The 25,425-nt window shown below is 37.8% G+C and carries 19 protein-coding genes; 12 read left to right on the forward strand and 7 right to left on the reverse strand.

The features are described from left to right. The first annotated feature begins 29 nt into the window (after positions 1-29). Both FN817_RS14365 and FN817_RS14370 read left to right on the forward strand, forming a co-directional pair. The gene (locus FN817_RS14365) at positions 30-2,825 is read left to right on the forward strand and encodes a SusC/RagA family TonB-linked outer membrane protein (protein WP_142718564.1); all 2,796 of its coding nucleotides are present in this window, start codon (positions 30-32) and stop codon (positions 2,823-2,825) included. A gap of 14 nt (positions 2,826-2,839) precedes the next feature. Further along, positions 2,840-4,300 (forward strand): RagB/SusD family nutrient uptake outer membrane protein, encoded by a 1,461-nt coding sequence (locus tag FN817_RS14370; RefSeq protein WP_142718565.1) that lies wholly within the window; start codon positions 2,840-2,842, stop codon positions 4,298-4,300. Between the two features lie 74 nt (positions 4,301-4,374). Here the strand turns inward: FN817_RS14370 and FN817_RS14375 are convergent, their stop codons facing one another. Then, complete coding sequence (locus tag FN817_RS14375) at positions 4,375-5,298, reverse strand: AraC family transcriptional regulator (RefSeq protein WP_142718566.1); 924 nt, start codon at positions 5,296-5,298, stop codon at positions 4,375-4,377. Positions 5,299-5,481: 183 nt separating this feature from the next. Between FN817_RS14375 and FN817_RS14380 the strand changes: the two genes are divergently transcribed. The 3 genes from FN817_RS14380 to FN817_RS14390 all read left to right on the forward strand — a co-directional run bounded on the left by FN817_RS14380 (position 5,482) and on the right by FN817_RS14390 (position 8,769). Continuing rightward, positions 5,482-7,011 carry an aldehyde dehydrogenase family protein gene (locus tag FN817_RS14380; protein ID WP_047378604.1) on the forward strand — a complete coding sequence of 510 codons (1,530 nt, stop codon included), beginning with the start codon at positions 5,482-5,484 and terminating at the stop codon, positions 7,009-7,011. 260 nt (positions 7,012-7,271) lie between these two features. After that, positions 7,272-8,306 carry an alcohol dehydrogenase AdhP gene (adhP, locus tag FN817_RS14385; protein ID WP_047421006.1) on the forward strand — a complete coding sequence of 345 codons (1,035 nt, stop codon included), beginning with the start codon at positions 7,272-7,274 and terminating at the stop codon, positions 8,304-8,306. Between the two features lie 79 nt (positions 8,307-8,385). Further along, positions 8,386-8,769 (forward strand): DUF779 domain-containing protein, encoded by a 384-nt coding sequence (locus FN817_RS14390; protein ID WP_142718567.1) that lies wholly within the window; start codon positions 8,386-8,388, stop codon positions 8,767-8,769. A gap of 22 nt (positions 8,770-8,791) precedes the next feature. Here the strand turns inward: FN817_RS14390 and FN817_RS14395 are convergent, their stop codons facing one another. Beyond that, positions 8,792-9,991 (reverse strand): dicarboxylate/amino acid:cation symporter, encoded by a 1,200-nt coding sequence (locus tag FN817_RS14395; RefSeq protein WP_142718568.1) that lies wholly within the window; start codon positions 9,989-9,991, stop codon positions 8,792-8,794. 93 nt (positions 9,992-10,084) lie between these two features. Here FN817_RS14395 and FN817_RS14400 point away from each other — a divergent pair, with 93 nt between their 5' ends. Genes FN817_RS14400 through FN817_RS14410 form a run of 3 tightly spaced genes read left to right on the forward strand, consistent with a single transcriptional unit; the run spans position 10,085 to position 11,869 of the window. Beyond that, positions 10,085-10,999, forward strand: coding sequence for a DnaJ C-terminal domain-containing protein (locus FN817_RS14400; protein WP_142718569.1), 915 nt, complete (start codon positions 10,085-10,087; stop codon positions 10,997-10,999). A gap of 3 nt (positions 11,000-11,002) precedes the next feature. Further along, positions 11,003-11,305: a chaperone modulator CbpM gene (locus FN817_RS14405; protein WP_142718570.1), complete on the forward strand. Its 303-nt coding sequence runs from the start codon at positions 11,003-11,005 to the stop codon at positions 11,303-11,305. 36 nt (positions 11,306-11,341) lie between these two features. Further along, a complete protein-coding gene (locus FN817_RS14410) occupies positions 11,342-11,869 on the forward strand; it encodes a hypothetical protein (protein WP_142718571.1) in 528 nt (175 codons plus the stop codon). Between the two features lie 54 nt (positions 11,870-11,923). On the opposite strand, the gene FN817_RS14415 is transcribed toward FN817_RS14410, so the two are convergent. Continuing rightward, positions 11,924-12,922: a PLP-dependent cysteine synthase family protein gene (locus FN817_RS14415; RefSeq protein ID WP_142718572.1), complete on the reverse strand. Its 999-nt coding sequence runs from the start codon at positions 12,920-12,922 to the stop codon at positions 11,924-11,926. 126 nt (positions 12,923-13,048) lie between these two features. Further along, the gene (locus tag FN817_RS14420; protein WP_142718573.1) at positions 13,049-14,278 is read right to left on the reverse strand and encodes an ABC transporter permease; all 1,230 of its coding nucleotides are present in this window, start codon (positions 14,276-14,278) and stop codon (positions 13,049-13,051) included. A gap of 4 nt (positions 14,279-14,282) precedes the next feature. On the opposite strand from FN817_RS14420, the gene FN817_RS14425 reads away from it, so the two are divergent. Continuing rightward, positions 14,283-15,479 (forward strand): exo-beta-N-acetylmuramidase NamZ family protein, encoded by a 1,197-nt coding sequence (locus FN817_RS14425; protein WP_142718574.1) that lies wholly within the window; start codon positions 14,283-14,285, stop codon positions 15,477-15,479. Here the strand turns inward: FN817_RS14425 and FN817_RS14430 are convergent, their stop codons facing one another. Genes FN817_RS14430 through FN817_RS14440 form a run of 3 tightly spaced genes read right to left on the reverse strand, consistent with a single transcriptional unit; the run spans position 15,480 to position 17,512 of the window. Further along, complete coding sequence (locus tag FN817_RS14430; RefSeq protein ID WP_047387374.1) at positions 15,480-15,686, reverse strand: hypothetical protein; 207 nt, start codon at positions 15,684-15,686, stop codon at positions 15,480-15,482. A 4-nt stretch (positions 15,687-15,690) separates the two neighbouring features. Beyond that, the gene (locus FN817_RS14435) at positions 15,691-16,323 is read right to left on the reverse strand and encodes a DUF3575 domain-containing protein (RefSeq protein ID WP_142718575.1); all 633 of its coding nucleotides are present in this window, start codon (positions 16,321-16,323) and stop codon (positions 15,691-15,693) included. A 13-nt stretch (positions 16,324-16,336) separates the two neighbouring features. Then, positions 16,337-17,512: a thioredoxin family protein gene (locus FN817_RS14440; RefSeq protein ID WP_142718576.1), complete on the reverse strand. Its 1,176-nt coding sequence runs from the start codon at positions 17,510-17,512 to the stop codon at positions 16,337-16,339. Positions 17,513-17,793: 281 nt separating this feature from the next. Between FN817_RS14440 and FN817_RS14445 the strand changes: the two genes are divergently transcribed. The 3 genes from FN817_RS14445 to FN817_RS14455 all read left to right on the forward strand — a co-directional run bounded on the left by FN817_RS14445 (position 17,794) and on the right by FN817_RS14455 (position 25,412). Continuing rightward, complete coding sequence (locus FN817_RS14445; protein ID WP_142718577.1) at positions 17,794-19,377, forward strand: histidine kinase; 1,584 nt, start codon at positions 17,794-17,796, stop codon at positions 19,375-19,377. Between the two features lie 110 nt (positions 19,378-19,487). Beyond that, positions 19,488-22,073, forward strand: a complete 2,586-nt coding sequence (locus FN817_RS14450; protein WP_185149916.1) for a zinc-dependent metalloprotease — start codon at positions 19,488-19,490, stop codon at positions 22,071-22,073. A 6-nt stretch (positions 22,074-22,079) separates the two neighbouring features. Beyond that, entirely contained in the window at positions 22,080-25,412 is a 3,333-nt protein-coding gene (locus FN817_RS14455; RefSeq protein ID WP_142718579.1) for a SusC/RagA family TonB-linked outer membrane protein, read from the forward strand. Positions 25,413-25,425: the final 13 nt, after the last annotated feature.

Raw genomic sequence — 25,425 nt, forward strand, 5'->3', positions numbered from 1 at the left:
GTCCCTTGAATATATTAAAATCTGTTAATATGAATGTGAAGTTACATGTATTAAGTGCTGGTGCTTTGTTCTTTTTAGGGCAAGCTGCTTTTGCACAAAAATCTAAGAATGATTCTGTTCTGAAGGAGAATAAGATCGATGAAGTAATCGTTACTGGATACCAGAAGAAAAAAGCAGATGAAATTACCCAGGCTCAGGCTGTTGTTGGGGGTGACGAAATCAGAAGAAATTCTCCTACAACATCTATCGGTAACTCTTTACAGGGTAGAGCTTCAGGGGTATTTGTACAAAGTACTACCGGGCAGCCAGGTGCTGCTGCTACCATTCAGGTAAGAGGTATTGCCGGTGTTGGTGGTTCTTCAGAGCCTACTTATGTAGTAAATGGTATGTATATGACTGCGAGACAGTTTAGTGCAATCAACCCTGCAGACGTAGAGTCTATTTCAATTCTTAAAGATGCTGCTGCTACAGCGCAGTATGGTGCGAGAGGAGCAAATGGAGTAGTAGTGGTAACTACTAAAGCCGGAAAAGCCGGGAAAACTCACTATTCATTTGAAACTAAGTTTGGTTTCAGTGAAAAGTTGAGAGACAAAAATTACACTATGATGAATTCCAGGGAATTGATGGATTTCCAGAATCAATTAGGGTACCTTGGATTTAAACCAAGATCTCAACAGGAAATAGATGCGCTTGCTGTTTATGATCACAACTGGCAAAAGGACCTGTTAAAGCCTTCAAGCATTCAGTCTTACCTATTTAGTGCGCAAGGAGGTTCCAGAGAAAGTACTTTCTATTACTCTTTAGGATATGATTCTGATAACGGGATTATCAGAGATATCGACGGACTTAAGAGATATACAGGTAACTTTGGATTTACAAATAAACTGAGTGAAAAACTGAATGTTGGTATCAACCTTGGAGTTCAGTATCAGGAAACTCAGAATTTCAGAGACAGAAACAATACTCAGAACCCATTTGGAGCAATGTATAAATATGCTCCATATGAGCCGGTTTATAACCCGGATGGAAGTTATAATCAAACAATGAGAGCGGGTTCCAACGTTGTTGAACAAATCCGTAATTATAGATTAGATGATCAGAGACTGAGAATTCCGGTAACTTTATTCGCTGAATATAAAATTATCGATGGTCTGAAGTTTAAAACAAACTTCAACGGACTTTTCGATTGGTACATGGGAACTCAATGGTTGAAAAAAGGTTCAAACCTGGATATTACAGTGAACAAAGTTCCTACAGGTTCATTGAACAAAAATTCATTCTACACGTTTAATTATACTTGGAACAACTCCATTAACTATAAAAAATCATACGGAAGCCACAACTTTGATTTCTTAGGATTTATCGAATATAACGATAACTACAACGAAACAATGAATGGTGGAGCTTACGGATTGAAATCTCCGGTAATCAATGTTCCTTCTATCACAACACCTTCTGACAGAAATACATTTACCGGAGTTAAGGTAAGAAATACTTTATTCAGCTTAGCAGGTTTACTAAACTATGATTATGAAGGTAAATATTTGGTAACAGGATCATTGAGAAGAGATGCTTCATCAAGATTTGGTGCCAATAACCAAAGTGGTGTTTTCTGGTCTGCAAGTGCTGCCTGGAATATTGCGAAGGAAGATTTCATGAAAGGTGGATTTATTAATGATTTAAAGCTTAGAGGATCTTACGGTACAACAGGTAACGATGGTACTTTACCAGACTACTATAACGTTAATAATATCAGTTATGGTTTATATGGAGCTAATGGTACTTCATATCCTGGTACATCTTCGCAAGGTTATTATATCATTGGTAACAGCAATCTTAAATGGGAGTCTAATGCGATCACCAACTTAGGGGTAGATTTCACGATGTGGAACAGAAGAGTTCGTGGATCCGTAGAAGTATATAAGAATAAGAGAAAAGATTTCGTACAGCTTGTACCTTTGGACAAGCAGGAAGGAGGATACTATCAGTATATCAATGCGGGAGATATGTCTCAGAAAGGTCTTGAAGTTGAGCTTAGCGTAGATGTAATCAAAAAGAAGGATTTCCAATGGAACTTACATGCCAATATCTCTTTCCAGAAATCAATTCTTGATAAGCTGGCAGACGGTCAGACTGAAAGAAACCTAGGAGATACTTATATGAAAGTAGGAGAAACTCCATATGTGTTCTATAATGTTAGATTTGCCGGAGTAGATCAAAGCAATGGAAAAGCATTATATTATGATAAGGCAGGAAATGTTACAGATGTTTACAGCGCATCTAATGCAGTTCCTATTACCGATAAATCTCCATTCCCAAAAAGTTTTGGTGGATTCGGAACTACAGTTCAATACAAAGGACTTGATTTCAGTGCAGATTTCACATTCAAGTTAGGTGGATATACTTATAACAACATGTACGCTGCTGCTGTAGATCCAACATTGGCTGTTGCAGGTAGAAATATGGCTCAGGCTGCTGCTCAGGTTTGGCAAAATCCTGGAGACACAGGAGTATTCCAGAAAGTTGACTCAAACGGTATGCGTGATTCTGATCAGTGGATTGAAAAATCAGATTACTTAAGATTAAGATCACTTACATTAGGATATACATTTGATAAAGCATTTTTAGGAGACAAATCACCTATCAATAAGCTTAGAGCATACGTACAGGGACAGAATTTATTTACAGTGACTAAATTCCACGGAGAACCTGAAGTTTCAGTAGGATCTGGTGAATCTACAGCATTGTTTGTTCCGGGAGCATATAACCTTTATACTTACCCTGCTGTAAGAACAATCTTGGTAGGACTGCAATTAGAATTTTAATATTGAATAGCTTTATGAAAAAGAATATAATAAAAATAAGTTTAGCTGCGTTAACCATCTTTGTTTCGTTAACGTCTTGCGACAGAAATCTAGATCAAATCTCGTCAATCAATGAAGATCAGGAGCAGGCAATGACCAGACCTGAGACCTTCAGACAAGCTATGGATGGTGCCTATACAGCTCTTAAAGGAGCCGGGTATTATACTAGTGATACGGGAAATCAGCTTATCATGGGTGATCTTACCACTGATAACCTTGTTCGTACAACTACAGGAAGAAATACCAATTTTGCTGCTTCGAACTTTGAATTCTCTTCAGATAATTCACAAACAACAGGATTGTATACTGCTGCTTACCTTGTAATCAGCAGAGCTAACTTTGTTTTGAAATATATCAATAACGGAGTATTGTCCGGAACACAGAAAACAAATCTGGAAGCTGAAGCAAGAGCATTAAGAGCAATAGCTCACTTTGATATTGTAAGAGCATATTCCCAAATCCCGACTCAATCTGCAGAAGCTAAAAATACAATCGGAATTTATTATTCAGAGACATATTCTCCTCTAAATAATACATCATCCAGAAATCTTACCGTTGATCAGGTATATGATAAAGTTATAGCAGATTTATTATTTGCTGCTGATAATATTACTCAAAATGATTTGGATAAAGGAAGATTGAGCAAGGCTGCTATATATGGATTATTGTCAAGAGTAAATCTTTACAGAGGAGACTATGCTAACACAATCAAATATGGTGAACTGGCATTGGGAATTTCTTCCAGCGTTACTCTAAAGTCTAATTTTTATAAGATTTGGAAAGAAAAAGAAGGAGATATTAATGATGGCGTTTTATTCCAGGTATCAAATTCCGCAGCTGAGCAAAACACAGTAGGAGTTGCTTACAATCAGGCTGTTCCAGCGTTAAGATCAGAATTTGTTGTAGATTATGACCTATATACTGCCTATACAGATAATGATGTAAGAAAATCTGCTTATTTTACTACAGATATCTATAGCAAACAAAAGTATAATCATGTTACAAAATATGCTGGTATTACTGGCTTGCCATCTAATATCGTTCCTGTAAGATATTTAAGAGGAGCTGAAGTACTGCTAAACGTTGCTGAAGCCTATTACAAAACAGGTAATGGTGCGCAGGCATTAGTTTTGTTAAATAAGCTGAGAGCTGAAAGATATACTACATTTACTCCTGGTACAGAAACAGGACAGGCACTTTTAGATGCTATCCTGAAAGAAAGAAGACTGGAGCTTGCATTTGAAAATGACAGATGGTATACATTAAAGAGACTAGGTCTTCCTGTTCAGAGATCAGGTAAAGGAGATCTTTTTGACGGTACAGGTACGCCTCCTGTAGCACAGAATCTTCCGGCTGGAAACTTCAAATGGCAATGGCCAATTCCTATTTCTGCTATTCAGGCAAACCCGAATATTAAGCAGAATGACAAATATTAAGATTTAATTTTAATATATTTTTTAAGAAGAGTCCCAGAAATGGGGCTCTTTTTTTATATAATTTTGTAAATAGATTATCTCAGAACCATTCTGTCCTGATAACTTTTCGGAGTAATTCCTTCCAGTTGCTTAAATACTCTCGTGAAATAATTGGTATCTGAAAAACCGGTCTGAAAAGCAGTTTCTTTGATGCTGGTCTGGCTGGCTAATAATTCTTTTGCCCTGTTGATTCTTTCCTGTAAAATAAAATCATTGGGGGAAGTTCCCAGCTCGTCTTTGAACATTTTAAAGAAATTCGATTTACTTACATATGCCAGCTTGGCAATACTGTCAATGGATAGTTTCTGGTGCAGATTTCTTTTAATATAATCCACAACAAAGCCTATCCTGGATTTATTCTTAACAATATTTTTTTCCACCATACCTCGTGCCTGAGTCTGCATCAGCCTGATCAGAAGTTCTTTCAAAGCAAAATCGGCCATAATATCCTTTTGAGAATTATCATCCATGGCAATCCTCATAATATTATTGGTAGCTGAGGCCAAAGCTTTATTATTAAACAGAAAATACTCATCCAGCTGAATATTCCACTGTGAAGTCTCATCCACTTTGGGTAGGTGATAGTTGAGATAATTAAGAGAATCCTCTATAAAATCAGGATTAAGGCTTAAAGAAATACATTGGGTAGGGGTTTCATCAGCTTCAGGAAAGTCAATAACCATTGTTTCTCCCGGAGCCACCAGAATACTTTCGCCCGGATAATAATCAAAATAACTGGTCTTATTATCCAGCTTCATATGTTTCTTACCTCTCAGCATCGCTGTAAATGCAATGTTTTCAAAATGAAGTTTTACGTCAAAAGCAGCCTTATGGGTTTCATAAATGCTGAATTCACAATTGTTTAGATTGAATTTCGTCTGGTGTTCAACAAGACTCAATAGTTGGCTTTCCTTACGTAATTCAGGAGTATTTAATAAAATCTTACTATTGTTATTCATTTCTAAATTTTTTTGAAAAGGAGGTAACTCAAATATAGAAAATTTGACAGTATGTTGCTGTTAATAAAATACTAAAATTGAACCCTTTGCACTATTTTACACTTTTTTTATAGGATTGTGCTATACTCTTTTGGGCATCTCACTGTAATTTGGCTTTATCGAAAAAATAAAAACAAGACTAATATGAGCACTATTACAGAACCAAGATCAGCGACGCTTTTACAGCGCCCGGAGTTCAAAAGCAGATATGATAATTATATTGACGGGAAATTTACTCCACCCGTTAAAGGACAGTATTTTGATGTAGTTTCTCCCGTGGATGGGAAAAACTTTACCCAGGTTGCCCATTCCTCCAAAGAAGATTTGGAATTGGCGGTAGATGCTGCAGAAAAAGCATTCCGTACCTGGAAAAATACTTCATCTACAGAAAGAAGTATTATTCTTAATAAAATTGCCGACAGAATAGAGCAGAATCTGGAATACCTTGCTACCGTAGAAACCATAGATAACGGAAAAGCAGTGAGAGAAACATTGGCTGCAGATTTACCTTTGGCTATCGACCATTTCAGATATTTTGCCTCTGTTATCCGTGCAGATGAAGGATCTCATAACGAACTGGATAAAGATACCGTATCGCTGATCGTTCATGAACCCCTTGGAGTAATTGCACAAATCATCCCATGGAATTTCCCGATACTCATGGCGGTCTGGAAACTGGCTCCTGCATTAGCAGCAGGGAACTGTGTAGTTTTAAAACCTGCAGAAAGTACCCCTGTTTCCATTATGGTTTTGATGGAACTTATCGGAGACCTTTTACCAGCTGGTGTTATCAATATTGTTAACGGATTCGGAGCAGAACTTGGAAGAGCTTTGGTGACCAATCCGAAAGTTGCAAAAGCAGCATTTACAGGTTCTACCGCTACAGGACGTATGGTGATGCAGTATGCAACAGAAAATATCATTCCTGTGACATTGGAGCTAGGAGGAAAATCACCGAATGTTTTCTTCAACTCTGTCATGGATGCCGATGATGAATTTTTAGATAAAGCGATAGAAGGAGCCGTTCTTTTTGCCCTTAACCAGGGCGAAATTTGTACATGCCCTTCAAGATTACTCGTTCAGGAAGATATTGCAGATGCTTTTATTGAAAAGGTGATTGAAAGAGTAAAAGCCATCAAAGTAGGAAATCCATTGGACAAAACCGTGATGATGGGAGCTCAGGCTTCAAAGATTCAGAAAGATAAAATCCTTTCCTATATCCAGTTGGGAATAGAAGAAGGGGCTGAAGTTCTGGTAGGAGGAGAAGTCAACCATCTTGGAGAAGATCTGGAAGACGGATACTACATTCAGCCGACGATTTTCAAAGGAAACAACAGAATGAGAATCTTCCAGGAGGAAATTTTCGGTCCGGTGCTGGCATTTACCACTTTCAAAGATGAAGAAGACGCAGTGAAAATTGCCAATGACACCATCTATGGGCTTGGTGCAGGGGTGTGGACAAGGGATGCTCACCAGCTGTACAATATTCCTCGTCAGATAGAAGCCGGAAGAGTTTGGGTGAACCAATATCACTCTTACCCTGCAGGAGCGCCTTTCGGAGGTTACAAACAATCAGGAATAGGAAGAGAAAATCATAAAATGATGCTTGATCATTACCGTCAAACCAAAAACATGCTGATTTCTTATAACAAGAATAAGTTAGGTTTCTTTTAATATTATTTAGGACGTGCCCGATTGCCTTGGCTTTTCCAGGGCAAAACGGTCGGGCTATGCAGGGCTGCACTTCGTTTCGGTGCTCCATTTCATTACGCACCGGCTCGTTCCTCGCCGCCCTTACTATCCCTCACGCAGGGAAATATTTACATATTCTACATCATTATTGACTTATAAAGACAGCATAAATTGAGAGCTGTCAATTTACCTCTGGTGATAAAAACTAATACCCTAAAATAACTCTATCAAAAAAATAAAATATGATCCCAAAAACAATGAAAGCGGCGGTAGTTCAAGGCTATGGTCAACCCCTGAAAATTGAAGAAGTACCCGTAAGAGCACCCGGAAGATATGAAGTCCTGGTCAAAGTAATAGCCTGCGGGGTTTGTCATACAGACTTACATGCTGTAGATGGTGACTGGCCTGCAAAACCCAAGATGCCTCTTATTCCCGGACATGAAGGAGTAGGTATTGTGGTAGCCTGCGGACCTGAAGCTTTTGTGAAAGAAGGAGATGCAGTAGGAGTTCCCTGGCTGTACAGTGCTTGTGGATGTTGTGATTACTGTATCACAGGATGGGAAACCCTTTGTGAAGCCCAGAAAAACGGAGGTTATAGTGTAGATGGTGGTTTTGCAGAATACGTTATCGCAGATTCAAGATATGTAGGACATTTGAAATCTGACGTTAACTTTCTGGAGATTGCTCCTATTCTATGCGCCGGAGTAACTGTTTATAAAGGGTTGAAGGAAACAGAAACAAAACCTGGAGAATGGGTAGCCATTTCAGGAATTGGTGGATTGGGACATGTAGCCGTTCAATATGCAAAAGCAATGGGAATGCATGTAGCCGCTATTGATGTGGCAGATGATAAGCTTGAACTGGCAAAAAAGTTAGGAGCAGACCTTGTAGTTAATGCAAAGAATACAGATCCCGGAGAATATTTACATAAAGAAGTTGGTGGGATGCACGGTGCATTGATTACAGCCGTTTCACCTATTGCTTTCAAGCAGGGTATAGATGTTTTGAGAAGAAAAGGAACTATTGCTCTGAACGGTCTTCCTCCCGGCTCGTTTGAACTTCCGATTTTTGAAACTGTTTTAAAAAGGATTACTGTGAGAGGTTCTATTGTAGGAACCAGAAAAGACATGCAGGAAGCGTTGGATTTTGCCAATGAAGGGTTGGTAAAAGCAACCGTTACTGCCGCAAAACTTGAAGATATCAATGATGTATTCGATAAAATGAAAAAAGGACAGATTGACGGCAGAATCGTTTTAGATATTGCCGGTTCAAATTAATGATGATGTGTTGCTGATCCCGGTTATGTGCCGGGATCTTTTTTAACGATAAGGTTTACAGTAAGCTAAAATAAAAACAATGGAAGCAAAAATATCCAGACTTTCTGCAACAGAACAGGCACTTGAAGTGATCCGGAAACTGGAAGAACAATATGGACCTCTAATGTTTTATCAGGCAGGAGGATGCTGCGAAGGTACACAGCCGCAATGTTTTGAAAAAGGAGGATTTTTCCCCCGGATGAATGATGCCATGATCGGCACTATTAACGGATATGAGTTCTGGATAGACCGTGACCTTTTTGAATACTGGAAATATTCACATTTTACATTAGATGTTACAGATGGGTTCGGGCCTGGTGGTTTCTCTCTGGAAACTCCTTTGGGAAAAACCTTTAAAGTTCATTACAGACTTTTCACTCCCGATGAATATGAAAACCTGGAACCCATAAAACGCAGTGAATAATGTGAGGAAATAAAAAAATAAGTCAGACCTTCACAAACCGGTTGACAAACATGGCTGCCACTATATCTCCTACAGCATTCAGGACTGTAGCTAAAGGATCTACCAAAGTTCCGATAATCATTACCGCAGGGATCGCTTCCTGTGGCAGTTTGTAAACAGAAATCATCAGCATTTCACCAATATATCCGCCATTAGGAATACCACCAGCCACAATGCTGACAAATACAGTGATTCCCAATGCCAAAAGGAGGTTGGCAGGATCAAAAAAATCCCTTCCAATGATTAGGAATGCTACATAGATTTTGATAATTGAAGACATGGAAGATCCGTTTTTATGCAGGGTAGTCCCAATAGGAATGACCAGATTGGCAATAGAGTTCGGAATTCCGATCTTGGATGCTGCCTGTAAATTGGCAGGCATAGTTGCAAAACTGCTGCAGGTGCTTATGGCTGTAAGAGTAGGGTAGATTGCATTGGTCCAGAAACTTTTGACTCCTTTCTGTCCGTTTGCCATAAAAGCATAAATAGAAAAGAAGACCAGAAAGTAAATAATTCCTGCAACATAATACAATCCTAAAGGTTTAGCATAAAATCCAAAAAGCTGGGGACCTAAAGTCGCTACCTGATAGGCAAAGTAAGCACCCAAACCAATAGGAGCCAATTTCATGACCAGTAAAAGGAGTTCTTTCATCACTTCATACCCTGAGGCAATAAAAACCCTGAAAGGCTGCCCTTTTTCACCTGTTTTTCTGGCCGCAAATCCTGTCAGAAATGCAAATACCAGAAGAGCCAGCATATTCCTTCTCGAGAAAAGCTCAGTGAATTCTCCCACTGTAAAGAAACTTACAATTCTATTGCCCCATGTATCATCATTCGCTGCTTCAGAAATAATTTCAGAACTCCCTGATACTCCTGAAACCGGGAAAAGATAAACCGCACAGATCGTAAAAACTGCTGCCGTGAGAATAAAGAATAAAAAAGTAAGAGACATCACCAGGATGATCTTTCCAAACTTAGACTGCTGTTCCAAAGAAGAAATAGAATTAGACACAGCAAAAAACACCAAAGGAACTACACTCACAAAAAGAAGATTAAGAAAAATATCCCCCAGAGGTTTTATATATTCCACAAAACCGGGAGCAACAATTCCAATGATGCTTCCAATAGTGATTCCCAAAAGTAAAAATATGATTCCGGAGTAGTTTTTCAGTACCTCTTTCATGTGGTGCTTTTTATCAAAGATAGGTTTATTTTTAACATTTTGTTATACAATTTTCAGACCTAAATTTCATAAATTTGGGTAAACCTCATTTCTATGGCTTATATAGATTACTATAAAATTTTAGGCGTAGATAAAAACGCAACACAGGATGATATTAAAAAGGCCTACCGGAAACAGGCCCGGAAACTTCATCCCGATCTGAACCCTGATGATAAGGAAGCAGAAAGACAGTTCAAAGAATTGAATGAAGCCAATGAAGTGCTTAGCAATCCTGAAAACAGATCTAAATACGACAAGTACGGAGAACACTGGAAACACGGTGAAGAATACGAAAAAGCCCAACAACAGCAGCAAAGACAATATCAGCAACAAAATTATGGCGGCGGATTCTCCGGGGCTGATTTTGGTGAAGGGGAGGACTTTTCAGATTTCTTCCAGAATATGTTCGGTGGAGCAGGCAGTGGATTTGGTAAAAGTTCAAGAGGAAGGGCTTCCGGAAAATTTAAAGGCCAGGATATAAAAGCAGAATTGAACCTGAATCTGAGAGATGCCGCGAAAACCCATCCACAAACTTTTGATATTAATGGAAAGAAAGTCAGAATCACAATTCCTGCAGGAGTATATGACGGACAGCAGATCAAACTGAAAGGACATGGAAATCCGGGGATAAACGGAGGCCCAAGCGGAGATTTATATATCACCTTCAATATCCCAGCCGATCCGAATTTTGAAAGAATCGGGGACGACCTGAAAACCAAGGTAACAATTGATCTTTACACCGCTGTTTTAGGCGGAGAAGTGAATGTAAATACCCTGGAAGGAAGCGTAAAGCTTAAAGTAAAACCGGAAACCCAAACGGGAATCACTGTAAGACTGAAAGGAAAAGGCTTTCCTGTCTATAAAAAAGAAGGAGAGCACGGAGATCTTTTTGTAACCTATGAAGTGAAACTGCCAACCAACCTTACCGAGAAGCAGAAAGAACTTTTTGAACAACTTAAAAATTCCTAAGCTATGAGTGAAAGAATATCACGGGAAGAACTCGTAAGAATCTATAACATAGAAATCACTTTTTTTGATGAGCTTGTAGACTATGGGCTGCTGAATATACAGATTGAAGACAATATCCATTATCTGATGTATGATGATCTGCCCGATCTGGAAAAATTTGCCAACTGGTATTATGATCTCGAAGTCAATCTTCCCGGTCTTGAAGTGATTCACAATATGCTGAAAAAACTGGATGGACTCAACCGCAGAAACAGGGAGCTGATGAATAAACTTTCGGCAATAAGTGATCAATATGAAGATATTTAGTTTAGTTTTGTAGCTTTTTAAAGCAACTCTATAATTATGAATGAAGAAAAGGTGATTACACTAAAACCGGACAGAAAGATTTTTGAAGATATTTATTTTAGCGGTAATCAGGGAAGTCTGCTTTTTTCACCTACAACGAAAAGTAAAACCATTGCCACTATTGCAGCAGCAGTGATTGTTTTCATCGTTTTTCTTTTGAAAGATCAACTGAGCAAAGAAAGTAAGGGTATTTTATATTTTCTGAGTTTTATATTTTTGCTCTGCGCTGTTTTTCTGTCAGTAAGTGTCAATAAAGTTTCGAGATGGAAAAAACAGGTGAACCACTATTTAAATGTTCTGGAAAAATGTAAAGTGTATGAAATAAGATTTGATCAGAATTTTTTCACTGTGAATATCGATGGGGAGAAAGAAACCAGTGAATGGAAAGATTTTGAATATTTTGACAGCAATAATGAATTTATTTCCCTTGAAGGAAAATACAGCTATATGTTTCCCAGAAAAGCAATGAGTGAGAAGGAATACAGCATTCTTAAAAGTAAATTAAAGGAAAACATCAAGCAATAAAATAAAAAACGGAACAAAATTTTGCTCCGTTTTTTTGATCTGTAAAGTGGTTTATTACCCTTCTTTATTTTCTTCCAGCCAGCCCATTTCTTTCATCCATTCATCATTGTAGATTTTTCCTACATATCTTGAACCATGGTCATGAAGTAAAACGACGATCACATCATCTTTAGTGAACTGATCTTTCATCTGAATCAAAGAAGCAATAGCGCTTCCTGCAGAATATCCACAGAAAATTCCTTCTTCCTTAGCCAGTTTTCTGGCATAGATGGCGCCGTCTTTATCCGTTACTTTTTCAAAATGATCAATTACAGACATGTCATAATTTTCAGGAATAATATCTTCCCCGATACCTTCTGTAATGTAAGTGTAAGCATGGTCGTAGTGAAGTTCACCGGTTTCATGGAATTCTTTCAGAATAGAACCGTAAGTATCCACACCAATTACTTTGATGTCTGGATTCTTCTCTTTGAAGAAAGTTCCGCATCCTGTGATGGTACCTCCTGTTCCGGCTCCTACCACAAAATGAGTCAGGTTTCCTTCAGTCTGTTCCCAGATCTCCGGAGCTGTAGACTCATAATGAGCCGCTCTATTGGATAAGTTGTCATATTGGTTAACATACCATCCGTTTTCCGTTTCTTTTGCCAGCCTTTTAGATACAGAATAATAAGAACGCGGGTCAGTAGGTTTTACGTCAGTAGGGCAGACAATTACTTCAGCTCCTACAGCACGAAGAATATCACACTTTTCTTTTGACTGCTTGGAATTGGTTACAAAAATACATTTGTAGCCTTTGATGATGGCTGCCAGTGCCAATCCCATTCCTGTATTTCCGGAAGTTCCTTCAATAATGGTTCCTCCAGGTTTTAATCTGCCGTCTTTTTCAGCATCTTCTATCATCTTAAGAGCCATTCTGTCCTTTACTGAGTTTCCAGGATTGAAGGTCTCTACTTTTGCTAATACCAATGCCGGGAAATCTTCACCTAACACTTTGTTAAGCTTTACCAGCGGCGTGTTACCTATAGTTTCAAGGATATTTTTTGCGTATTTCATAAATGTTTTATATGCAGCGCAAAGATAAGGCTTTTAAAATTATCTGCGCTGTGGATAACGTGTGGATAAGTTGTGGATAAAGTCAAAAAAACCTTGAGAGACAACGAATAAATTTCAATTATCAATTTAGTTATACTTAATAACTTTCACAGGAGAAATCTTGCTGATCAGGTAGCTTGGAATAATTAAAGCCAATCCTGAAATAAGAAGAATACCCAATGAAATAGAAATAATTGCGATAGGATTAAGGTCTACCGGAACTGTACTTACATAATAGTTTTCCGGGTTAAGCTTTATAACTCCAAAGAATTTCTGGATCAAAATAAGTCCCAGCCCGATAGCATTTCCATACAAAAGTCCCGGAATCATAATGATCAGGGTATAATTGATGAAGGTAGCTCTTATCTGTGAATTGCTTGCCCCCAATGTTTTAAGAAGACCAATAGAATTTGTTCTTTCAATAATAAGGATCAGAAGAACCATAATGATATTGATAACCACTACAATCAGCATGATAATGATGATCAATGCTATATTAGTGTCAAAAATACTGATCCAGTCCGTGATCTGCGGAAATTTCTCAGTCGCTTTTTCAGCGTAGTTTTTATAGCCGATCAATTTTTCAATGTCAGGAAAATCTTTGTCGATATCATTTACATCCTTCAGAAAGATATCTATACCACCGATTTCTTCAGGCTTCATATCCTGAATTTTTCTTGCATGGTTAATTCCTCCAATAACAAATTGTTCGTCAATGAGCTTGATATCAGTTCTGTAAATCCCGATCACTCTGAATTTACGGTAAAGTGGTTTTTGATCAGCTTTTAAAAATACCGTAACAATACTGTCACTTACTTTAAGATGAAGATCATTGGCTACTTTTTGGGAAATAGCAACATCATTGTTGAAGCCTTTCTCAGTAACTTTCGGGGTGGTACCGGCGATAAGAAATTTTTTAAATCTTAAACTGTCAAAATCTTTACCTATTCCCTTAAATATAATTCCCGCAAAATTGTGTTCATTACGCATAATTCCTGTAACCGTCACATATTTCTGAGTGCTTTCCACATCGGGAAGTTCTTTTATTTTTGCAATATTGAGCCCTTGATTATCAAGTACGGAAGTATTATAAGAAGAATTGGAACGCGTTGATCTTACCGTAATATGTCCGCTGAAATCTGCCAGCCTCTCTTTGATAGCTTTTTTTGAACCAAAACCGGTGGCTACGGTAATTAAGGAAACAATAATCCCTAATGCTACGGAAAGCCTGCCAATGAAGATGATAACCCTTGAAAGGTTATTTTTGTTATCTTTGGAAAATGCTATTTTTCTAGAGAAATATAAAGGAAATTTCAAGCTTATGAATTTAGATTTCAAAATTAAAAATTTACTTCTGATTTGCCTAATTTTTTTAGGAGTATTCAATCAATATTATTCCCAGACTCAAGTTCAATCGGATTTTAAAACCGGGGCAGACCAGCCTGAAATGTATTTACCACTCTTAAAAGATAAGACGATAGGAGTAGTAACCAACCAGACAGGTTTGATGAGTGACAAAACTCATCTGGTAGATTTTCTGGTAAAAAACGGAATAAAGATCAAATCAATTTTTGCTCCTGAACATGGTTTCAGAGGAGATGCAGACGCGGGTGCAAAAGTGAAAAACGGTGTAGATATAAAAACAGGGATCCCGATTGTTTCCCTGTATGGAAATAATAAAAAACCAAAGCCTGAACAGCTGGCCGGAATTGATATTGTTATTTTTGATATCCAGGATGTTGGGGTAAGATTCTATACCTATATTTCCACTCTGTCTTATCTGATGGAGGCAGGTGCTGAAAATAATGTTGAGATTATGGTATTGGATCGCCCCAATCCGCATGACGGATATACTGACGGACCTGTATTGAAAAAGAAATGGACGAGCTTTGTAGGAATGCATGAAGTTCCTGTAGTTTACGGGCTTACCATAGGAGAGTATGGAAAGATGGTAAATGGCGAAAAATGGCTGAAAAATAGAGTCCAGGCTAAATATACGCTTATTCAGATGAAGAATTATCATAAAAAGCAACGCTATCCGATGCTTGATAAGCCTTCTCCGAATTTACCCAATGATAAAGCAATCAATTTATATCCAAGTTTATGCTTTTTTGAAGGAACGCAGGTTTCTGTAGGAAGAGGAACAGATCTGCCTTTCCAGATTTATGGTTCTCCATGGACGGAAAATCTTCCTTACCAGTTTACGCCAAAGCCAAGCTATGGTGCTAAAGATCCATTCCTGAACGGAAAACTATGTTATGGTGAAAATCTTTCAGAATATCCTAAGGACTTAAGAGAACTCAATCTTGAATGGGTAATCAAAGCGTATCAGAATTATAAAAATCCCCAGCAGGATTTTTTCCTTAAAAATCTTTGGTTTGATACCCTTTCCGGAACTGATAGTTTCAGAAAACAGATCATTGATGGAAAATCAATTCAGGAAATTAAAAATTCCTGGAAAACAGATCTGGAAAGTTTCGAAAAGATCAGAACCCGGTATGTGGTGTATGAAGACTAATTAATCAAAATTTTGGGGTGGATTTTTATCATTTCTGCCCTTATTTAATATAAAGAGCCCGATCGTTAATCCAACAACTCCTGCAAAAGCAGTCATTAAAGCTCTTTGCAATTTATCAGGAAGATCATTTCCGATATAGTTCATTAAAAAAAGAATCACAAAAGTGATCACTAAAATGATAATATGATTTTTTCCGAATAGCTTCATGGTCTTATTTAAATTTGTAAGAAATCATTACCCCTCCTCTGTATGGGATGATTTCACCGCTTTTGTTAAATTTTTCTGCACGATCATAACGTCTTCCTGTGGTACGGTCATATCCCTTGTAAAATCCTTGTGATGTTCCTACTGTTCCATAAATATCAAGATTCCATCGTTCAGATAACTGGAATTGATATCCCGCTGTAACTCCCAGCATAATAGAGAATCCTCTTTGATACAGATTAGAGTTGCGGAGAGTTTCTCCATTCCAGTTTTCAAAAGTATCATCATTCCAGTAATTCCATTTTGAAGCATTGTAGGCTGCAAAACCTATGTTGGCTCCTACATACCAGTGCTTGAAAGCTTCATTAAAATAGTACCTTCCTTCTGCAGATACAGAATAAAACTGTAATTCATGTCCTGAGAAAGATTTCCATGGTGAAATGAAAACATCTCCCTGAAGCGTATATTTTGGGCTTATTTGTTTTTCTATTCCCAGGTTTAAAATTCCTATCGGAGCAAATAAAGCATTTCCTTTTATGTATAAACTTTTCTCCTGTCCTCCTTGTTCCTGTTCCTGAGCACGTACTGTGCCTGTTGACAGGAAAGCTAAAATGCCTGCTGCTAATAATTTATATTTCATTCAGTATGTGGTGTTATTTTATTTGCTTTAATAATTCATCTGCAAGTTGAGAATCCTTATTACCCTGAACTGCCATATTTTTAGACATTTCAGCATAGTTTTTTGCCATCTCTTTATTTCCTGTAAGGTTATAAAGTTTGGCAAGAATATAAGTGTTTTCTGAAGTTTCGCTTCTCATGACAGATTTTTCTGCCCATTCTGTAGCTTTCTTTAATGAAGAGGGTGTTTTCACATGATCTGCAAATATCCAGGCAGCTCTTAAAAGCTCATTAGGATCAAAGGAATCAGAATTTTTATAATAGTCTAAAGCCGCTTTTTCGTATTCAGGAAAATTACTGTTCTGCTCATAATAGCTCAGTTTAGTCTGATTCAGTTTTTTTAGAGCAGCTTCTTTTCCTACCAATGGTTCAGCAGTCTTTAAAAAATAATCATCGTTGATTTTTTTATTTTTATCATCAATAGACTGTTCTACTACTTTTCCTAATTTCAGCTGAGCATCAAATTCATTGTAGGTTTCCTCAGGAAGAAATTTAATGATTTCTGCTTTTCTGGATGCGAAAACAGTATAATTGGGATCTTCTGACGACTTTACGAAATAGAGAAGAAAACCGATTTCATCTTTTGTAAGTTCCTCGGTTTTCTTTTTATTCTGAAAATATCTTTCGGAAGCTTTTTTGGCAAAATCATAATCTGTGTTGGCATTCAGCTTCATAATATTGGTCAGGAATTCCGGATCCTTATCACCACTGGCAAAACGATCTTTAAGAGATCCTTTTTTGTTTCCCGGTGAATTGATATCCTGAGCCATAGCCACAAACATGCTCTCTTCCATATAACCGGTATTTCTCGAAACAATCTCTCCTTCACCGTTCAGGAAAAGATAGGTAGGATAGGAACGTACTCCAAATTTGGAAGCGATGTCTCTGCCTTCTCCTTTTTCCATATCAAATCTTGCATTGATGAAATTGGTATTGTAATAATCACTCACGGATTTCTGGGTGAAAACATTTTTCTCCATCATTTTACATGGTCCACACCAGGAAGCATATGCATCAATAAAAACCAATTTCTTTTCCTTTTTGGCTTTGGCAATAATATCCTTGAATGGCAGCTCCTGAAACTGGATAGCCTCCTGAGCAGAAATAGCGATGGCACAAAAAATAGATATCCCGGAGATGATCTTCTTCATTTTCAAATAAGATTTGTAGGCGAAGATAATTAATTTTAAAAATATAGAATGATGAATTAACGGTCTGAATAACGATATTAACTAACTTTAAGATTTAACGCTCAAACAGTTTTTTTGTTTTTAACTTCAAACAATGCGCTATGTTATATGTTTTTTTCCAAAAATAAGCTGGTTCATGGCAGTTTTAAATATATAAATAATTCACTTTACGGTACTGGAATCTTTGTTATACCTTTGCAAACGAATAATTTATATGTAGGAGAACAACAATTTAGAGAAACTTGGCTATTAATTTTAAACACGCTTTATCCCAAAAATCCATTTACATCGCCGTTCTGTCTGCCTGCCTGATTGCAGTGGCAGCATTTGCTGTTTTGAGTCTTTTGATCACAGAAGACAGCCGGAAGAATACCGATGATTTTGCAAAGAAAACCTTCTTTCGTAAATATGAATCCATAGAACATGAATTCAGAAATATTGAGGATTATCAATATCTGCTTCGAGCATTGATTCAGAAAGACGGCCTTAAGAATTACAAAGATTATTCTTTGGTTTTAAATGATTTAAACAAAAAAAGAAATCTGCTGCCTTACAGCTGGTATTATTACGAAAATACAGCTTCCGGAAAAACAGAAAGTAATAATCCGTTATCCGATATTTTCAAAAATACAGGTCATCAAGAGAAAAATATTGTTTTAAAAACCAACGGGTCCGGGCATTTCAGGGATCTTTTGATCACTAAAAAAGACAGTATGTATTGGGTGAGCTATGATTCTCTGGTACTGCCTGGTAAAAACAAATTGTATTATGGTTCTACCGTAAGCCTTGATGATCTCCATCAATACTTTATCAATGTAGACAAAAGTTCTAATACATACGCGTATGTCTTTACCAAAGAAGGAATCTGTATTACCCATCCGGAGAAGAAATATATCGGAAAGAATATTTTTGATTTTACAGATATTAAGGTTACAGATACGTTGTCCGGCAGAGCTGAAGCCGGATATACGAAAGGAACGGCGGTTTCAGAGTATCTGGGAGTTGAGGTAACCCGTTTCATAAAACCATTGAAGACTGATAATTTTGACGGATATACAGTAGTTAATCATGTGAACTTTATCATCGATGAAAACCTAAGTAAGATAAAAGCTTATACCGTTTATATTTTCCTGGCAGCGCTTTTTCTTATTGTAACGGTTTTTATATTGTTCCAGAGAGCAACCGGCCTGGCTTATCAGGAAAAAGAAAAAATACAGTCTGAGAAAAACTTCCTTCTGATAGAGAATGAAAAGATGCACAAAGCAGAGGTGATCAACCAGCTTCAGCAGCTTAAGAATAACATCAATCCGCACTTTCTTTTTAATTCCCTGAACTCTCTTTACATGCTGATCGGTATTAATAAAGAGAATGCACAGAAATTTACGATGAATCTCTCTAAGATCTACAGGTATCTTATAGTACCTCCGAAGGAGAATATAGTTCCGGTTTCACAGGAAATCAAATTTATACAGCAGTATATGGAACTCCTGAAAAGCAGGTTTGATCAAGAAATGAGTTTTGAACTAATCATTAATGATCCTGCAAGTCTGGAAAAGCGGATTCCGTATTTATCACTGCAGATTGTTACGGAGAATGCAATCAAACACAATATTGCAACCATAGATCAGCCTTTGGAAATTATCATTATTGTTGACGAAGATGGGATTACGGTGAAGAACACCTGGCAACCCAAAACTGAACCGGTACAGGGAGAGAAATTCGGAATTGATTATTTGAATCAAGTTTATGAGTATTTTAAGAATAATCTTCTTAATATTTCTGTAGATGGTGAATATTTCATATGTTTTTTACCATTAATGAAGTAAAATAAAAATCCATTCACTCCCGAAAAATCACCTTTCACTCCCTAATATTATATATATGATTCATGATACCTATAGCTTTGCTGTTGAAACTAAGATATTTACTATTTGGAATGAATCGGACTATTTTAATGAAGAATTACAGGCTGGCACTGTATTTAGGTCTTGCTATGGCCTCACCAATGGCAATAGCACAGAAAAAAGATACAGTAAAGGTCAACAAAGACAAAACGGATAAGACAGAAACTTCCTCATCAAAGAAAACAAAGAAAATTGAAGACCTGATCAAAAAAGGAACTTATAAGAAAGGACTTTTTAATACGATACAGGTAAAAACTGATATTTATTTTGAAATTCCTGACAGCTTGATGGAACGTCAGTTTTTGGTGGTAAACAAACTCTCTCAGGTACCCATGCAGGTGAATGAGGCAGGTTTGAACAAAGGAATGAATTATGAAAATAAGGTCATCTCTTTTCACCGTGATCCCGTAGCTAAAAAAGTATGGGTAAAAACGGTAGTTCCTAAAGTATCATCCCCAAAAAATGATGCGATTACAAAATCTGTGAAAGACAACTTTTCAGAATCTGTAATTGAAGTCTTTGATATTGAAGCACAGAATAGTGATTCTACAGCAGTAGCTATTAAAGTCAATAAAGTTTTTGACGGAAATCAAAAGAGCTTCAATGATGTTCTGGCAAATGTAGGATTGGGAGGATCTGTGAAATCAAGTCTTTCTTACATAGAAGGAGTGAAAACTTTCCCTAAGAACCTTGTGGTAAAGTCTCAGTTGTCTACTTCTGTAAATGAAGGCGGGGTAGATCTTCCGGTAACACTAGGAGTTACTACCAATCTGGTTTTGCTTTCTAAAATACCGATGAAACCAAGAGTTGCAGATTCAAGAGTAGGATTTTTCTCCGAAAAGCACTGGTCGTTTAATGACAATCAGCAGAAGATGGATGAAAAATTCTTCATTACCAAATGGAATCTTGAACCGAAGGACGAAGATAAAGAAAAATATTTAAGAGGTGAGCTGGTAGAACCTAAGAAACCGATCGTTTATTATATCGATCCGGCGACACCAAAACAATGGCGTGAAAAAATCATTGCCGGAGTACATGACTGGCAGGCGGCGTTTGAGCAGGCAGGATTCAAAAATGCAGTGATTGCGAAAATGCCGGATGAAAAAGATGAAGATTTTGATATTGATGATGTAAGATATTCTGTAATTACTTACGCCGCTTCGCCAAAGTCAAATGCAATGGGACCCTCTGTAGTAGATCCTAGAAGTGGGGAAATTATCGAAGCAGATATTATCTGGTGGCATAATGTAATGACTTCTCTTCATGACTGGATGAGAATCCAGACAGGACCTATCGACCCGAAAGCAAGAGGAAATAAATTCAGTGATGAACATATGGGTGAGGCAATCCGTTTTGTTTCATCTCATGAGGTAGGACACACTTTCGGATTGAAGCATAATATGGGAGCATCCTTTGCCTTCCCGGTAGAATCGCTTCGTTCCAAAGAATTTACAGACAAAATGGGTGGTACGGCGCCTTCTATTATGGATTATGCACGTTACAATTACGTAGCTCAGCCGGAAGATGGGGTTACAGCCATCACTCCGAAAATTGGTCTTTATGACAAATATGCTATTGACTGGGGTTACCGTTGGTATCCTGATGAATTTGTTGAGAAAAAAGCACTGAGAAACTTAATTGAGAAGCACGAGGATGACCCGCTGTATTTCTACGGTGAGCAGCAGAGCTATCTGGAAACAATCGATCCGCGTTCGCAGTCTGAAGATTTAGGAGATGATGCGATGAAAGCCAGTGAGTATGGGATGAAAAACCTGAAAGTGGTTGTCAACAATCTTTTAAAATGGACGTATGAAGACGGTAAAGAATATACGGATGCCGGAAAACTGTATATGGGAGCTATCGGGCAGTGGGATCTGTATACAGGTCATGTGATGGCAAATGTTGGAGGAATTTATCTGAATAATACGGTTTTTGGTAACAAAAAGAAAGCTTACGAAGCTGTTCCTGCTGAAATACAGACAAGAGCTGTTGATTATCTTGTTAAAAATGCCATTAACCTTCCGGAATGGCTATTCTTTAATCCGATTACAGAAAAAACGTACCCGGTAAAAGATTCACCAATGGGACCATTCGAGCAGACGCCGTATACCATGGCAAGAGGAATGCAGTATGCGAATATCTATTCCCTGTTTATGGATGACAGATTGTTGAGATTGCTTGAAAATGAGCTGAAACATCAGATGTCTGGTTCCAAAGAAGAGATCTACACCGTTGAGAAATTATTTGATCAGGTAAGAACGGCCATTTTCAGCAAAAAAGGAAGCCTGACGATGCTTGAAAAAATGACTCAGAAAAACTATGTAGATGCCCTGATTGTTTCGGTGAATAAATTATTTGAAAAAACAGCGGTAAAAGGATTGAAAGTCGATGATCATCTGAACATCCCAACCATCTGTAATTTCCATGAAGATGATCACAGTCTTAGGAATATTAATTATTCATCCATGAAAAGAGTATCTGAAGTCACTACTTACAAAAGGGCGGAACTTCAAAAGGTTCTGGACTTACTGAACAGAACAAGATACAGAGGTGATGATGCTTCAAGAGCGCATTACACAGATTTAATCATTCGTATACAAGAGGCTTTAAACAAATAAACGGCAATGAAAAAAACTCTAATACTTTTACCTCTTTTGGCTGCTAATATAGCAATGGCCCAGCAAAAGAAAACCATCACCGGGAAAATAGAAGACGGAAATACTTCTCAGGTTATTACCGGTGCATCTATAAAAATAGAGACTCAGTCTGTCTCTACAAAAACAGAATTAGAAGGAATTATTGAAAGTGTATCAGTAGGTACAGTGACTGATAAGGACGGAAAATTTATATTGGAAATTCCTGCTGATACCAAATCAGTATCAGTAAGCTACCCAGGTTACGAATCACGGGTAATTCAGTTGAATGAAGGACAGACCAATTATACAATAAGACTGACTTCTGAAGTTACAGACAAAAATAAAATCCAGGAAGTAATCATCACCGGATATCAGAAAATTGAAAAACGTAAGCAGACCTCAGCGGTTTCAACAGTCAAAATGGATAACATCAGCCAGGCTGGTGTTGCCAGTGTAGACCAGATGCTGGCAGGGCAGATTGCCGGTGTGGCAGTAACTCCTGAAACCGGTGCTCCGGGAAGTCCTGCAAAGATCAGAATCAGAGGTACAGCATCTCTTTCAGGTCCTCAGGATCCGCTATGGGTAATTGACGGTCTTCCGTTAGAAGGAAATGATGTCCCGAACTTTACTGATAAAGACAATATTGACCAGCTTCAGAATTTCTCTATCGCAGGTTTGAACCCTAACGATATTGAAGATATTACGATCCTTAAAGATGCTGCAGCAACCGCAATCTATGGGGCAAGAGCAGCCAATGGAGTAATTTCCATCACGACTAAAAAAGGGAAAAAAGGAAGTCTGAAGCTAAACTTCTCAGCAGATACTTTTGTTACCTCACGTCCTGATTTTGGTAAGCTGAACCTTTTAAATGCCTCTGAAAAAGTAGACCTGGAACTGATGCTTGCCAAGCGTGCTGATCTTACTTACCGCGCAGATAAAGGGGAAGTGATGAGAATCCTGACTCAGAATAGCCAGCTTGATGCTTTCAGAAACGGAGGTTTTGATGCGTTGAATTCATTTACACGCCAGCAAATCAATGGTTTAAGAAATAATAACACAGACTGGGGCAAACTGTTGTACAGAAATGCTATCAACAAACAATACGGATTAAGTGTTTCCGGAGGAAGTGACCGTGCAGATTACTATTTCTCCCTGGGATACTATGATGAAGAAGGAACAACTATCGGGACAGGTTTTAAACGTTATAACCTGACTTTAAAAAACAACTATAAATTAAGCGATAAGTTAAATGCAGGAATCTCTATTTTCGGAACACAGAGTGAGCGTGAATCTTTTGTAACGGATGCTGATGCTTCAATCAACCCTGTGAATTATTCAAGAAACGCCAATCCTTACATGAAGCCTTTCAATGCAGATGGAAGCTACAATTATGATAGAGATATGGATGGTTTTGAAGACCGTTATATTCCTTTCAACTTCCTTGAGGAAAGAGAAAATACAAACTATACGCTGAAAAATAATTCTTTGAAAGCGATTTTAGATTTAGAATATAAAGCTTCAAAAAGTTTAAGATTCACTTCTCAGCTAGGTATTCAGTACGATGCTAATAAAACAGAAAAATTTGCAGCGGAAAATACATACTTCACCAGAAAAATGAAAGAAAATACCCGTTATTATAAAGACGGTAAATACAATTATTTTCTTCCTGCAGGTGCTGTAAAACAAAACTGGGATAATGATTTCTTCCAATACAACTGGAAACTACAGGCGGCATACAGCACAAAGATTAATTCAAAGCATGAAATTGATTTGATGGCCGGAACAGAAATCCGTAAAACAGAAGACAACACTACCATTACCAGAGCTTTCGGATATGATCCAACCACAAGAAGAGCGACGGCAATTGTATTTCCGAATTCAAGTTTTGCAGCCGATAAGCGATATGAGACTTACCGTGAGAACCCGCCCATCGAAAATGCTTATGCTTCTATGTTTGCTACAGCATCTTATACCTACGATCAGAAATATACATTTTTCGGAAGTGTAAGATATGATGGTACGAACCTTTTCGGGGTCAATAAAAAGTATAAATATCTTCCGATCTGGGCTGTTTCAGGATCATGGCTGGTAACGAAGGAAGATTTTATGAAGAATATTTCTGCTGTATCTAACCTTAGACTGAGAGCTTCTTATGGTCTTCAGGGGAATATTGACCGTAACACTTCACCATTCTTTATTGGGGAATACAATGATGCAACAATTCTTCCAGGAATGAAAGAAGGAATCATCAACGTCATCAGCCCGCCAAACGATAAACTGAGATGGGAAAAAACAACCAACACAAACGTTGGTCTTGATCTAGGATTATTCAACAACCGTATTAGCCTTACCGCTGATGTTTACAGCAGAAAAGGAACAGACATGATCAGTATGAAAGAAACTCCTCTTGAAACAGGTTTCGAATATACGATGATGAACTGGGGAAGTTTAACCAATAAAGGTTTTGAACTGGCATTATCTACAAGAAACATCAATCATGATAATTTCAAGTGGACAACTACCATCAACTTTGCTCATAACAAGAGTACCGTATTGAGCGAGCAGCCTCGTGACAACGCTTTCCTTCCTTCCAGAGAAGGTCTTCCGGTAAATGCTGTTTTTGCATTAAAAACTGCAGGAATGGACGAGCACGGAAACCCATTGTTCTGGAAAGGGGACCAAAAAATATCAGCAGTAGAATTCTTTAAGCTATATGATGTATATGCAGATTTCCTTCCGGGACAGCTTGTAGATACAAAACTTTCCAACGCTGAGCTGAGAAGCCTGTTTACTTACGTAGGAGACAGAGATCCGAAATTTACCGGAGGTATTATCAACACTTTTAAGGTGCATGATTTTGATCTTACCATCTCTGCGACATTCAACCTCAAGCAGACGGTAATGAGAACACCTTCTTACCGTGGAATGGAGCTTGACAGAGGAAGAAATTATACAAGAGATATCTATGAAGCAGGAGGTTCGCTTCCGGGAATTACAAGTCCGGATATGGATGCTAATCCTGACGGATGGATGGCCAATAAGTGGTTTGCAGGAAACCGTTCAAGTGCATACAATTTACTTGATATATGGGCGAAAGAGATCAGTTACATAAGAATCAGCAGTATCCGTTTAGGATATACACTTCCTAAAGAATTTACCAACCCTATGGGGATTTCCAGTCTGAGACTGAGTGTGGAAGGACGTAACCTGTTTGTATTCAGTAACGGGTACAAAGGATATTTTGATCCGGAAACCTACGGTAATATTTATGCACAGCCTATCACAAAATCAGTGACTGTAGGATTTAATGTTTCTTTTTAAAACTTGAAAAAAA

The organism is Chryseobacterium rhizoplanae, from assembly GCF_900182655.1.
Taxonomy (GTDB): domain Bacteria; phylum Bacteroidota; class Bacteroidia; order Flavobacteriales; family Weeksellaceae; genus Chryseobacterium; species Chryseobacterium rhizoplanae.